Raw genomic sequence first — 13793 nt, 5'->3', positions numbered from 1 at the left:
TTATTCTGTCACCTCAACCTTTTTAGTGTTAATTTCTGGATACTCTATACGTTCATGGAAAATTCCCATCAAAACAGTTTGAAAAGATGTCTTAATTTTTTCCAAATCTCTTAAAGTAATATCACATTCATCTAATTGACCATCGCTAAGCTTGTCCTCTACTATCTTATCAATTAAATGTTTGATCTTTTCATTATTAGGTCCCGGCATACTTCTTACAGCTGCTTCTACTGAATCAGCTAACATAACAATAGCAGCTTCTTTAGACTGTGGTCTTCTTCCTTTATATCTATAATCTTCCTCTTTTATTTCTTCAACACTATCTTCATTCATAGCTTTATGATAAAAATATTTGACTAATGTATTTCCATGATGCTGTTCGATAACATCAATAATTTCTTGAGGCAGTTTATACTGTTTTGCTATTTCTTTTCCATCTTTTACATGACTTGTTATAATCATTGCACTTAAACTAGCAGTAAGCTTGTCATGAGGATTATCACTTGTCAATTGATTTTCCTTAAATAAATAAGGTCTCTTTAATTTTCCAATATCATGATAATATGCACTTACTCTTGCCAATAATCCATTTGCCCCTATCGCATCTGCTGCTGCTTCACTCAAGTTCCCAACAATTATGCAGTGATGATAAGTCCCTGGTGCCTCAACCAATAATTTTTTTAAAACTGGCTGATTAGGATTAGATAATTCTAATAACCTCAGAGGTGTTAAAATCTGAAAAGCAGATTCCCATAATGGTAGTGATCCTATAGTCAGAATAGCACAAAATATTCCATTTACTATTCCATAAGAAGCATTAGAAACAATCTTTGACAGTTCATAGTGATTCATAAGTCCTAGTCCAATAATTATCATCATATTACTAAAGCTAACCATTAGCCCTGATAAAAATATATTTGACCTTTGATGAGTATGTGTAACACCAAAAGCACCTACTGTTCCCCCTACTAATGCAGTAACAAAAAAATCCATATCATTACCACTGCTTAATGTAAGAAGAATTGTCATTACTAAATTAACTGCTATGGCTAATCTTGTATCAATTAAAATCCCTATAAGCATTGCAGCTCCTGCTATCGGTGCAATGTATGGAGAAATAATGTATGTTGTTTTAGAAGCTAAGTAAACCGATAAAAATATGATAAAGATTAGATAAAGCTTCGATACAGATGAAAGCATTTCTTTATGAAATACATACATATACCCAATCAATAATCCTTGTGTTATTAGAACTATAATCATCACTCCAAAATGCAATGAAAAATCCTTTTTGCCATTTTGTTTTGTCATTCCTGCATCCTTTAAGAGCTGGAATTGTTCTTCTGTGATGATTTCTCCTTCATTTACAATAATATTTCCTTTTTTAACAATAACCTTTTCAATGCTTTGTTTTACCTCTTCCTTCTTTTGTTGAGTTCTTTCTACATCTAAAAATCGATTTGGCTGTATAGATGAATTTACTATTTTTCTTCCTAATAATCGAATTTCCTTTGAAAAATCTTTAAGCCCTTTAAAATAATTTTCTATATTTGTTTTTTCTTCTTCGATTTCTTCTTTTTTAATCCCTGTAGACATAACACGTGTAATAATTTCATATATATAACTTTCAATTCCTTTTAGCTGCTTTTCAGGAGCTAAAAGTACCAATCTAAGTTCTTCATCATTTAAATTAATATCATTTTTTTCTTTTAACAAGGATAATTTTTCTTCATTTGTAGTCTCTGACATATTGCGAACTTCATAAGCATTTTCAAAGAATTTTTCAATTTTTTTATTTATATCGATCTGAATCATCGGATCAACTTTTTCTCTTGGCTCAACAGCTTCCATAGCTTTTTCAATTAATCTATCAGTCGCTATTTTATTTTCAATATCTCGAGGAGCCCTCAAATCAGCAGGTGCTTTTTGTCCTACTTGCAATTCATATTTTTGAGGTGCAAGACTAGTAATCATACTAAAAAAAATCAAAAGAAAAAAAATACTTGCTAACATAATCTTATTTACAACTTTTTTTTGAAAAAATTTTAAAAGAACCGTTTCATTCATTTTATTCATGACATTCTTAAAAAAAGTCATATATATTTCCTCCTAGTTTATCCAATAGGAATAGCCTTTAGCTATCGTTTCTCTTTGCTCTTAATTGCTGTTTCTTTCTTTTTTTCATATTTATCATATGCTTTAATTATTCTTTGTACTAATGCATGTCTTACTACATCATTTTCATTTAAAAAGATAAAGCCTATACCTACCACATCAGATAATATTTCTACTGCCTGTTTCAGACCAGAAGCTTTTCCTTTTGGCAAGTCTATTTGTGTAATATCTCCAGTTATAACAGCTTTTGATCCTACACCTAATCTTGTCAAAAACATTTTCATCTGTTCTTTTGTAGTGTTTTGTGCTTCATCTAAAATAATAAAGCAATCGTTTAATGTTCTCCCCCTCATGTATGCAAGAGGTGCTACTTCTATCATTCCCCTTTCTTTATATTTTAAGAAAGTTTCACCACCTAATATATCATATAAAGCATCATAAAGAGGTCTTAAATAAGGATCTACCTTTTCTTGTAAATCTCCTGGTAAAAAGCCTAAGCTTTCCCCAGCTTCAACAGCAGGTCTTGTAAGAATAATTTTGCTTACCTCTTTATTTTTGAAAGCACTTACCGCCATTGCCATTGCCAAATAAGTCTTTCCTGTTCCAGCAGGTCCAATACCAAAGACTACATCATTCCTTTTTATACTTTCAGCATATTTTTTTTGTCCTAATGTTTTGGGCTTTATTTGCTTTCCCCTAGCACTTATACAAATAATATCATCTAATAACCCTTCGATTTCATTTTCTTTTCCTTCTTTAAAAAGCGTAATATAGTAATTAATTTTTTGGCTATCTAATATTTCCCCTGCTTCTAGTGCTTTAATAAGTCTGTTAATAAGCTTTTTAGTCATATCAGCTTCTTTAGAATTTCCTATAATAACAATTTCACCTTGTCTAGATACAACATCTACGTTGAATGTCTTTTCGATAATTTTAATATTTGTATCAAAATTACCAAATAATTCTTTGGTGTAATCCATTTCATTCATGCTTATTCTTTTTTCTGTTAATTTTTGTTCCAAGCAATAGTCCTCCTTACTTAATGATTGTCTGTATTCTTTGTTGTCTTCCAATTTGCTCTAATGCTTCAATAATAAGTTTTGCCTTAATTTTATTCTTTTCTTCAATAAATTTTATATGCTTATTTAAAATCTTGATATTTTTGGGCATCTTTTTCATAATGTTTACCATCATATTTTCCCTTAATGCTTTTTTAGCAGTATTTTTATCTATCGCATCCTTCTGATCCATAGCTTCATAATATTCTTCTATTATAATTTCGACAGGAACTTTAATATTCCTCCACTCTGGAAGACTTTTATTCTTTTTCTCAATTATAACATTATTATAAGGTATTTCTCCTAAACTTAATATAATTTGATTATTTCCAATTTTTATAATTCTTCTTGTAAACTTATTCCCTGTTTTAATTTTTCTTATTTTTATCAAAGACATTTCATCATTTTCTTCATAATATGTTTTTGCAAAAACCTCTCCCAATGCATGCACATACCTTGTATCTAATCCCTCTCTTGTAATGACTCCTGTTATTAATATTTGTCCTTTTTCTACTATGTCTCCCTTTTCAACCAGTGCATCTCCATTCTTAGCAATAAATTTTTCAACAACTCCTTTTTTAGCGGCGACAATATCGCAAGGAATACTTTTAGGTATATTTTCTGGTGGATCTGTATTTTCTACAATTTCTACAATTGCTTTTGTCCCTTGTATTTGTATTCCTACCCACGCTAAATTTTTCATTTCTATCATCATACTGTTTTCAATATCAGATATATCTAATTTATATTTAAATACACCTTCATATAATCCAAGCTTCGTCAAATATTTTTGTATAGCTTCTTTCGGTATCTTATCATTTCCTTTAATTTCAACATTCCATATAAAAGATGTCATAAGAACGATAATAAACATAGAGACAACAAATCCAATAGTAAACATTTTTCTTGCTTTAATTTTATGCATAAAAAAAGGATACCCTATTTTTTCTCTAATTCTTACTTTACAACCTGCTCTTTTTACAATATGTCTTAACTCCTTATATCCTCTAAGGCTTACCTTTGCCTCAAGTGTAGTGTAATCTATTCTAACAATATCCCAAAGATATATCCCTCTTGCAATAGCATAATTTATGAACTTTTCAAGACAAAGGCCTTCTATTTTAATTAGAACATATCCTCTGAAGAAGTTCCATAGCTTTACAACAAGCAATATTATCCCCCCTACTATATAAATTCAACATTTTCAACTTTACCACATATAATCATTTCTTCAGTAATAATGGTTTTTATTGAAAGTTCTCTTCCTGTTACCCTAATAACTCCACTTTTTGTATTCACTCTTATTATAGTCTTAGAATACTCAATAATTCCTTTGTGATTCTCTATATACAGTTGTAAATTTCCAATCAAAGTAATTCTAGGAAGATCTAACATAATATCCTTGGGAAGTTCTAATAGCTCAGATAAGCTTTCTTTTATTTCTTTTGTTTTGCTTTTCATAAAACACTCCCCCTTTACAATTAAGTTTATGCGTCTAAACCATACTGTATTACTTCATTTTCAATAACACATACTTTCACGCTAAACATAAAAAAGAAGCTGTTGGTTAATCATTAAATTGATTAACCAACAGCTCCTTTTCTTTTATTGGTGGAGGCGAGGGGAATCGAACCCCTGTCCGAAAGTCCTTCATCAACAGCTTCTCCGAGTGCAGTCATTGTTTTAAATTCTCATCTTCACAAACGCCCAATGACAGGCTTTTGATCAGACCAGTCTCAATTAATCCACTTTTGGGTCGAGACACCCCCAAAGCAGTTCCCCACCTTGATGACGTTCTATCCTAAACCGTGGGAAGCTTAGGTAGAACGAGCAGCTGTTTATTAAGCTGCTAAAGCGTAATTATCGTTTGCGTTTATATTTAATTCCCCAGTTTTTTAAGGCGGACCCCAAGGAAAAACCTCCACTCGCTACTATTGACTCCAAACCCCCGTCGAAACCTGTACGCCCCCATATATAAAAGTCTAATAAGACTTTTGTCGCTGACGTATTTCTTTTTGAATGCGGCGATTTGCTTCTTTTTTTGCTATATCACTTCGCTTATCATAAAGCTTTTTCCCTTTTGCTACTGCAAGCTCAAGCTTTACTAAGCCTCTACTATTGATATAAACCTTTATAGGTACTAATGTCAACCCTTTTTGTGTTGTATATCCTATTAATTTTGTTATTTCTTTTTTATGCAGTAATAGCTTCCTAGGTCTTACAGGTTCAACATTGTATATATTTCCTTTTTCATAGGGACTAATATGCATGTTATAAACAAATACTTCACCATTTTCTACGCGAGCATAACTATCCTTTAAATTGATTCTACCCATTCGAATGGATTTTACTTCTGTTCCTGTCAGTACAATCCCTGCCTCATAGGTTTCTTCAATAAAATAGTCATGTCTCGCCTTTTTATTATTTGCAACTACTTTTCCTTGTCCCATGCAAACACCCACTTTTAAAGTAATCTATACCTGTACTAGATATATATCATAGCATGAAACAAATTTCATGTCAAGCATCTATTACTACCCAGCAAAATTTATAAAACAAATTTTCTTAATGCCTTTGCAACACCATCTTTATCATTTGTATCTGTCACATAATCTGCACTGCTCTTTACAAATTCTTCTGCATTTCCCATAGCTACACCAAGTCCTGCATATGTAAGCATACTAATATCATTTTCATTATCTCCAAAGGATATTATCTCTTCTCTTTTGATTCCTAAAGACTGTGCTAGTTGATGGAGAGCATTTCCTTTTGAAACACCTTTATTCATGATCTCAATATTGTTATGCCATGACTTGCAGATTTCGATTGTCCCTAATGCTTCTAGTTCTTTTCTTACATTGCTTAATAAAGCTTGATCATCACTAATCATTTGTATTTTGTAGATATTTTCCTTGCTTCTTTCAATATGCTTATATGCATTATCAATTATCCTAATATCAATTCTATCTTCCTCTTTTAAAGTCTTATTCCATTCTGAATATTTTAAAGAACTATGAGCTAACCTTTCTGTATAAAATGTATTTGCAGTATAAAAATGAAAATACACATCATATTTTTTTGCTACTTCTAATACCTTCAAACAATCTTCTTTGTCTATATGACTTTCATATATAATTTCATCATTTTTTAAATTCCTAACTATTGCACCATTGCATGCAATTACAGGAGTAACAATACCTAAATGCTTTGCATATACCCTTGCAGATGTATAAATTCTTCCTGTCGCAATAGCAACATGAATATCATTATCTAATAAATCCTTAAATGCTCTTTTATTACCCTCTGATACTTCATTCTCACTATTTAGCAAGGTACCATCCATATCACTTACTACTAATTTGTACATGATTTAATTTCCGCCTTTCTTATAATAATTCTCGAAAAAAGAAGATACATAAAAGTATCTTCTCATTATTCTACTATTGAATCAACATAAAATCAATTTCCTTTTGAGAAATATCTGCCCTAATAACCTTTACCCTTACTTCATCACCAATTCTATAGGTTTTCTTTGTTCTCTCACCAGTAAAACAATAATTTTCCTCATCATAAATATAGTAATCATCTACCAAAGAACTAATTCTTACTAATCCTTCGATAGTATTTTCCAACTCAACAAACATCCCAAAAGACACTACACTACTTATAATCCCTTCAAATTCCTCTCCTATATGATGACTCATATATTCCGTTTTCTTCAAATCCTCAGTCTCTCTTTCTGCTTCAACAGCTATTCTTTCTTTTTCTGAAGATTGTTCTGCTGCCTTTTCAACTATTCCTTTTAATTTTTTTATTCTCTTTCCAGTTAAATTTCCCGATAAAGACTCTTTTATAATACGATGAATCTGTAAATCTGGATATCTTCTAATTGGAGATGTAAAATGACAATAATTTTGTGCTGCCAATCCAAAATGTCCTGAATTCTCAGGTGAATACCTAGCCTTTTTTAAAGATCTTAGCATAATTGTATTAATGATTCTTTCTTCTTTTCTTCCTTCTACCTTTTTAAGCAAATCCTGCAATGCACGAGGATGAATATCATTAGTTACACCTTTTAAATGATATCCAAAATTATGAATAAATTTATTGAAACTTTCTATTTTCTCCATATCAGGATCTTCATGGATTCTATAAACAAATGGTAAATCAGCCCAATAGAAATGTTCTGCTACTGTTTCATTACAGATAAGCATAAATTCTTCTATGATTCTATTAGCGATTCTTCTTTCTGCTTTTTTTATTTCAATAGGTATCCCCTGTTCATCTAATACAATCTTAGATTCATCAAAATCAAAATCTATGCTGCCTCTGTCTTCTCTTCGCTTTCTAAGTATTTTGGCAAGCTGTTCCATTCTCTTAAAATCATCTAGTAAATATGCATATCTACTTTTAAGCTCTTCATCACCATTTTCTAAAATATTCGATACATCTGTATAAGTCATTCTCTCACAAGTTTTAATAACGCTTTCATAAATTTTATGATTTACTACCTTGCCTTTTTTATCAATTTCCATATCTACAGATAAAGTCAAACGATTTACTTTTGGATTTAAACTACATACGCCATTAGATAATTTTTTAGGAAGCATAGGAATAACACGATCTACTAAATATACACTAGTTCCTCTCTTAAAAGCTTCTTTATCCAATTTACTATATTCCTTTACATAATGGGTAACATCTGCTATATGTACTCCTAAAAGATAATTTCCATTTGGCAATATTTCTACAGATACTGCATCATCTAAATCCTTTGCATCTTTTCCATCAATAGTTACAATTTTTTTATCTCTTAAATCTATTCTTCTATTTATTTCTTCAATTGGGATTTCCTCTATAATTCTAGCCGCTTCTTCTTCCACCTTTTTAGGAAAGCCTTCAGGTAGCTTATATTTTTTCATAATAGATATTATATCGGTTCCTACATCATCTTTATGTCCTAAAACTTCTATAATTTTCCCTTCTGGATTTCTTCTAGGCTGAGGCCATTTTGTAATACGAGCAACAACCTTATAACCTTCCTTTGCCCCATTGATCTCACTCTTTGGTATATATATATCCATTTTAATTCTAGCATCATCAGGAACTACAAAACCAAAATTTTTACTACTTTCAAACGTTCCTACGATTTCTGTATTTGCACGCTCTAAAATGCGAATGATTTCTCCTTCCGCCCGCTTACCATCTCCACCTTTTTTAGTAATCCTGCCAATTACACGGTCATTATGCATAGCACCATTCATATCCGTAGACGCAATAAAAACATCATCATAACCTTCTACCTCAGATAAAATAAAACCAAAACCTTTTTGATGCTGTTGTAATTTTCCTACTATCAAATTCATCCTTTCAGGTGCTGCATATCTATGTTTTTTTGTTTTAATAATTTGTCCTGCTTTCTCCATTTCATCTAGCACAGCATAAAATTCACCCATTTGTTGTGGTTCGATTTGAAATACATTTGCAAGTTCTACGTCTAGCATAGGATTATATGCACTTTCTCTCATAAATTCAAGGATTTTTTCTTTAATAGCCAATATAATTCCTCCAATCATTGTAGACACTATTATTCTTATCTTTATTTTACCCATCATAATATTTTTTAAAACCATCACATATTCTGAACAGTCTATAAATCACATTATTTTACATATATAAAATATATTAAAAGTAAAATAAAAATTATATTACATACATATAAAATAGGTATCCCTATATAAAAAATTTTATGTTGCGTCTTATGACGAAACATTGTCATTCCCATCATTACCCCTGCTGCTCCACCAATTATTGCAATTATAAAAAAAGTCCTTTCTCGTATTCTCCACTTTTCTTTTTTCGCCTTATATTTGTCAACTGCTGTGATTATCAATCCATATAAATTTATTAATCCTAAATATAATAAAAAATAAAACACTGGTAATTTACATAAATTTTCAACTGTCATTTTAATTTTTTCCTCCATATATAAAAAAATACCACCTGTATTATATCACAGATGGTATTTTAAATCATCTTATAATAATCCACCGTTTACGAATAATGGTGCGAAAACAACTGCAACAATTGTCATAAGCTTGATTAAAATATTGATAGATGGACCAGATGTATCTTTAAATGGATCCCCTACTGTATCTCCAACAACTGCTGCCTTGTGTGCTTCACTACCTTTTCCACCGTGGTGTCCTTCTTCAACATATTTTTTCGCATTATCCCAAGCACCACCAGCATTTGCCATCATGATCGCCATAAGTACTCCTGAAACTAATGCTCCAGCAAGCAATCCACCTAATGCTGCCGGTCCAAGAATAATTCCTGTTGCGATTGGTGCAGCAACTGCCATAATACCTGGCACAAGCATTTCTTTTAAAGCTGCTCCTGTACTGATGTCTACACATCTAGCATAATCAGGTTTTCCCTTACCTTCCATAATTCCAGGAATTTCCTTGAATTGTCTTCTTACCTCTTCAATCATTTGGAAAGCAGCTTTACCAACTGATTCCATTGTTAGAGCTGAGAATAAGAATGGAAGCATTCCACCAATTAATAAACCAATAACTACTAAAGGATCTAATATATCTATTGCTTTTAATCCGACTACTTTAGAATAAGAAGCAAATAAAGCTAATGCTGTTAATGCAGCTGAACCGATAGCAAATCCTTTACCGATTGCTGCTGTAGTATTTCCAACTGCATCTAATTTATCTGTAATTTCTCTTACAGCACTTGGAAGTTCACACATTTCAGCAATACCACCAGCGTTGTCTGCAATTGGACCATAAGCATCTACTGCTACAGTAATTCCTGTTGTAGATAACATTCCTACAGCTGCTAATGCAATACCATATAATCCAGCAAATTTATGTGCAACTAAAATACCAACAGAAATAAGTAATAATGGCCATGCAGTTGAATACATACCTACTGCTAAACCACTAATGATTGTTGTAGCAGGACCAGTTTCTGATTGCTGTGCAATTTTTTTAACAGAAGCATATTCACTAGAAGTATATACTTCTGTAATTTTACCAATTGCCATTCCTACAACTAGACCAGCAACAATTGCCCAAAACGCATTTAAGTTACCAAGAAGATTTTTACTTAAGAAAAATGCTCCAATAATAACGATTGCCCCAGCTACATAAGTACCTCTATGTAATGCTACTGCAGGATTTACATTTTCATCTCCTCTAACAAACATTGTACCAATAATAGATGCAATAATTCCTAATGCTGATAAAGCTAATGGGAATATCGCTCCGTTTACAGCATCAACTGTTGGGAATAAATCCCCATTTGCAGCACCAACTGTTACAAGCCCTAGTGTAACTGCTGAAATAATAGAACCAACATAAGATTCAAAAAGGTCTGCACCCATACCAGCAACGTCACCAACGTTGTCTCCAACATTGTCTGCAATAACTGCCGGGTTTCTTGGGTCATCCTCTGGAATTCCTGCCTCTACTTTACCAACAAGGTCTGCACCTACGTCAGCAGCCTTTGTATAAATACCACCACCAACACGTCCAAATAACGCAATAGATGATGCACCTAAACCAAATCCTGTAATAATTTCAGGGTCTTTAAAGATATAATATAATGTACCGAGTCCCAAAATACCCAAACCAACAACAGCCATCCCCATAACAGCTCCACCGCTGAAAGCAACGCTTAATGCTTTATTCATACCACTTTCTCTTGCCGCATTAGCTGTTCTAACATTTGCCTTTGTTGCAACTTGCATTCCAAAAAATCCTGCTAAAGCAGAGAAAAATGCTCCAATAATGAAACATATTGCTGATTTCCAGCTAATACTAACGCCTACTACAATACATATTATAACTGCAAATGGAATCAAAATTTTATACTCTCTTGTTAAGAAAGCCATAGCTCCTTCATGAATATATGTAGAGATTTCTTTCATTCTATCTGTTCCTACATCAACTTTGTTAATTTTTGCAGAAAGTGTATAAGCAAAAATTAACGCAACAACACCTAAAATAGGTGCGAGTATTTCAAAATTCATTTGTCATATGCCTCCTTTGTAATCTAACCAAATGGCTCTAGTATTTCTTTCATTGATTACTTTTGAAGATAAACCAAAACGATAGAAGTTATTATAAAAACACCTGCTCCAATACTAGTTACTTTACTTAGTAGTGTTTCATAACTTCTTCCTTTTTGTTTTCCCATAAGCTGTTCAGCACCACCAGCAATTGAACCTGATAATCCTGCACTCTTACCAGATTGTAAAAGAATACTTGCTATCAGTATAATGCTAGCAATAACTTGTATAATCATAAACACTGTTTCCATGTTTCCACCTCCTCTATCTATTTAACATACCTATTTTAACACAGCTATTTTTGAAAATCAACACATATTGCAGCATACTATACCTTTAGAACTTCATAAGTACAAATACCTTGTTTTATCATCATTTATAAGATAATTTTCTTCAATAACATCAATAAAAGGGTAGATCATTCTACCCTTTTATGGTTTCCATTTTTTTCTAAAAGTATACACTTTACTTTAAATTATAAAAAGCTTTCATTCCTGCATATTTAGATGTTGCATCTAATAATTCTTCAATTCTTAATAATTGATTGTATTTTGCAATTCTATCTGTTCTTGATGCAGAACCAGTTTTGATTTGACCCGCATTTACAGCTACAACTAAATCTGCAATAGTTACGTCTTCTGTTTCTCCAGATCTATGAGATACAACTGCAGTATAACCTGCTCTTTTTGCCATCTCAATAGCATCAAGTGTTTCAGTTATTGTACCAATTTGATTTAACTTAATAAGAATTGAATTAGCTGTTTTTCTTTCAATACCTTTTTCAAGTCTTGATGTATTTGTTACAAATAAATCGTCCCCAACAAGCTGTACTTTCTTTCCTAATCTTTCAGTTAATAATTTCCATCCTTCCCAATCTTCTTCATCTAATCCATCTTCTATAGAAACGATTGGATATTTATTTATTAATTCTTCATAGAAATCAACCATTTGTTCAGATGTTTTTACAACACCTTCTCCTGATAGGTTATATTTCTTTTCTTCTTTATCATATAGTTCTGTTGCAGCTACATCTAATGCAAGTTTTACATCTTCTCCTGGAGTATATCCTGCATTTTTAATAGCTTCAATAATTACTTCAAGAGCTTCTTCATTAGAAGTTAAGTTTGGTGCAAAACCACCTTCGTCACCTACAGCTGTATTTAACCCTTTATCTTTTAATACTTTCTTAAGATTATGGAATATTTCAGCACCCATTCTTAATGCTTCTCTAAAAGATTTTGCTCCTACAGGCATAACCATGAATTCTTGAATATCTACATTGTTATCTGCATGCTCTCCACCATTTAAAATATTCATCATTGGAACTGGCAATGTTTTAGCATTTACTCCACCTAAATATTGGAATAATGGCATTCCAAGAGATTCTGCTGCAGCTTTTGCAACTGCCATAGATACTCCAAGTATTGCATTAGCACCTAGTTTTCCTTTATTTTCTGTTCCATCTAGCTCAATCATAGTCATGTCAACGCCTATTTGATCTAACGCATCCATTCCGATGATTTCATCAGCAATAACTTCATTTACGTTTTCAACTGCCTTTAAGACACCTTTTCCTAAGTATCTTTCTTTATCTCCATCTCTTAATTCAACAGCTTCAAAAGCTCCTGTTGAAGCACCTGAAGGAACTATTGCTCTTCCCATGCTTCCATCTTCTAAATAAACTTCTACCTCAACGGTAGGATTTCCTCTTGAGTCTAATACCTCTCTTGCATAAACATCAGTAATTGTTGTTGGCATATGTATTCTCCTTTCGAATTAAAAGTTTACAAGTTGTACAAAATCATCAGGCTTTAAGCTTGCTCCACCCACTAAAGCACCATCTATATCTTCTTGATTCATAATTTCCTCTACATTATTCGGCTTTACACTTCCACCATATTGAATACGTATTTCTGTACAAATTTCTTCCCCGTATAATTCTTTTACAATTTCTCGAATTTTATAGATTGCATCATTAGCTTGCTGAGCTGTAGCTGTTTTACCTGTTCCTATTGCCCATATAGGCTCATAAGCAATTACAATATCTTTTACGCTTTCACCTTTTACATCTTTAAAAGCTTTTACTACTTGGTTTTTTACTACTTCTTCCATTTTTCCGCTTTCTCTTTCTTCTAATGTTTCACCCACACAAACAATAGGTTTTATTCCATGTTTTAAAGCGGTATGGATTTTTTTATTTACTGTTTCATCAGTTTCGTTAAAATATTGTCTTCTTTCTGAGTGACCGATTACACAGTAATCTACACCAATTTCTTTTAGCATTAAAGGTGAAATCTCTCCTGTAAATGCACCACTTTCTTCCCAATGCATATTTTGAGCTCCAACCTTTATATTTGTACCATTTGCAGCTTCTTTTACAGGTTGAAGTAATGTATAAGGTACACATAATACTACTTCTACATCTGTTCCTGCTACACGGTCTTTAATGCTTTTTACAAATTCAACTGCCTCTTTTATAGTTTTATTCATTTTCCAGTTCCCTGCAATAATAGGCATTCTCATAATTTTACCCC

The 13793-nt window shown here is 32.1% G+C and carries 12 protein-coding genes and 1 other RNA gene; all 13 read right to left on the bottom strand.

Annotated features, from left to right (window positions below; all coding sequences use genetic code 11):
* The 13 genes from KVH43_RS10025 to tpiA all read right to left on the bottom strand — a co-directional run bounded on the left by KVH43_RS10025 (position 1) and on the right by tpiA (position 13782).
* Positions 1–2097 (bottom strand): HD family phosphohydrolase, encoded by a 2097-nt coding sequence (locus tag KVH43_RS10025; RefSeq protein ID WP_218282397.1) that lies wholly within the window; start codon positions 2095–2097, stop codon positions 1–3.
* 41 nt (positions 2098–2138) lie between these two features.
* A complete protein-coding gene (locus KVH43_RS10020; protein WP_338028381.1) occupies positions 2139–3095 on the bottom strand; it encodes a PhoH family protein in 957 nt (318 codons plus the stop codon).
* A gap of 55 nt (positions 3096–3150) precedes the next feature.
* A complete protein-coding gene (yqfD, locus tag KVH43_RS10015) occupies positions 3151–4344 on the bottom strand; it encodes a sporulation protein YqfD (protein ID WP_218282396.1) in 1194 nt (397 codons plus the stop codon).
* Positions 4345–4358: 14 nt separating this feature from the next.
* Positions 4359–4634 (bottom strand): sporulation protein YqfC, encoded by a 276-nt coding sequence (gene yqfC / locus KVH43_RS10010; protein ID WP_218282395.1) that lies wholly within the window; start codon positions 4632–4634, stop codon positions 4359–4361.
* Positions 4635–4782: 148 nt separating this feature from the next.
* Positions 4783–5143: a transfer-messenger RNA gene (gene ssrA / locus KVH43_RS10005) on the bottom strand.
* Between the two features lie 12 nt (positions 5144–5155).
* Complete coding sequence (smpB, locus tag KVH43_RS10000; protein WP_218282394.1) at positions 5156–5623, bottom strand: SsrA-binding protein SmpB; 468 nt, start codon at positions 5621–5623, stop codon at positions 5156–5158.
* A 98-nt stretch (positions 5624–5721) separates the two neighbouring features.
* Entirely contained in the window at positions 5722–6540 is an 819-nt protein-coding gene (locus tag KVH43_RS09995; RefSeq protein WP_218282393.1) for a Cof-type HAD-IIB family hydrolase, read from the bottom strand.
* Positions 6541–6613: 73 nt separating this feature from the next.
* The gene (gene rnr / locus KVH43_RS09990) at positions 6614–8731 is read right to left on the bottom strand and encodes a ribonuclease R (RefSeq protein WP_218282392.1); all 2118 of its coding nucleotides are present in this window, start codon (positions 8729–8731) and stop codon (positions 6614–6616) included.
* A 104-nt stretch (positions 8732–8835) separates the two neighbouring features.
* A complete protein-coding gene (locus KVH43_RS09985) occupies positions 8836–9159 on the bottom strand; it encodes a DUF1294 domain-containing protein (protein WP_255547736.1) in 324 nt (107 codons plus the stop codon).
* Between the two features lie 51 nt (positions 9160–9210).
* Positions 9211–11220 (bottom strand): sodium-translocating pyrophosphatase, encoded by a 2010-nt coding sequence (locus KVH43_RS09980; RefSeq protein WP_218282391.1) that lies wholly within the window; start codon positions 11218–11220, stop codon positions 9211–9213.
* Between the two features lie 56 nt (positions 11221–11276).
* Positions 11277–11510: a preprotein translocase subunit SecG gene (secG, locus tag KVH43_RS09975; protein ID WP_218282390.1), complete on the bottom strand. Its 234-nt coding sequence runs from the start codon at positions 11508–11510 to the stop codon at positions 11277–11279.
* A 214-nt stretch (positions 11511–11724) separates the two neighbouring features.
* Positions 11725–13017 carry a phosphopyruvate hydratase gene (gene eno, locus KVH43_RS09970; RefSeq protein ID WP_218282389.1) on the bottom strand — a complete coding sequence of 431 codons (1293 nt, stop codon included), beginning with the start codon at positions 13015–13017 and terminating at the stop codon, positions 11725–11727.
* Between the two features lie 18 nt (positions 13018–13035).
* The gene (tpiA, locus tag KVH43_RS09965) at positions 13036–13782 is read right to left on the bottom strand and encodes a triose-phosphate isomerase (protein ID WP_218282388.1); all 747 of its coding nucleotides are present in this window, start codon (positions 13780–13782) and stop codon (positions 13036–13038) included.
* Positions 13783–13793: the final 11 nt, after the last annotated feature.

It is taken from the genome of Crassaminicella indica (assembly GCF_019203185.1).
Lineage (GTDB): Bacteria > Bacillota > Clostridia > Peptostreptococcales > Thermotaleaceae > Crassaminicella > Crassaminicella indica.
Note: the sequence above shows the minus strand (reverse complement) of the source record. Positions and strands in the feature narration are given on the sequence as shown.

Bases quoted from the DNA above. Each gene is read 5' to 3' on its own strand.
- yqfC (WP_218282395.1), bottom strand. From the start codon at position 4,634: ATGAAAAGCAAAACAAAAGAAATAAAAGAAAGCTTATCTGAGCTATTA.
- KVH43_RS09995 (WP_218282393.1), bottom strand. From the start codon at position 6,540: ATGTACAAATTAGTAGTAAGTGATATGGATGGTACCTTGCTAAATAGT.
- smpB (WP_218282394.1), bottom strand. From the start codon at position 5,623: ATGGGACAAGGAAAAGTAGTTGCAAATAATAAAAAGGCGAGACATGAC.
- tpiA (WP_218282388.1), bottom strand. From the start codon at position 13,782: ATGAGAATGCCTATTATTGCAGGGAACTGGAAAATGAATAAAACTATA.
- secG (WP_218282390.1), bottom strand. From the start codon at position 11,510: ATGGAAACAGTGTTTATGATTATACAAGTTATTGCTAGCATTATACTG.
- KVH43_RS10020 (WP_338028381.1), bottom strand. From the start codon at position 3,095: ATGGATTACACCAAAGAATTATTTGGTAATTTTGATACAAATATTAAA.
- eno (WP_218282389.1), bottom strand. From the start codon at position 13,017: ATGCCAACAACAATTACTGATGTTTATGCAAGAGAGGTATTAGACTCA.
- KVH43_RS09985 (WP_255547736.1), bottom strand. From the start codon at position 9,159: ATGGAGGAAAAAATTAAAATGACAGTTGAAAATTTATGTAAATTACCA.
- KVH43_RS09980 (WP_218282391.1), bottom strand. From the start codon at position 11,220: ATGAATTTTGAAATACTCGCACCTATTTTAGGTGTTGTTGCGTTAATT.
- KVH43_RS10025 (WP_218282397.1), bottom strand. From the start codon at position 2,097: ATGACTTTTTTTAAGAATGTCATGAATAAAATGAATGAAACGGTTCTT.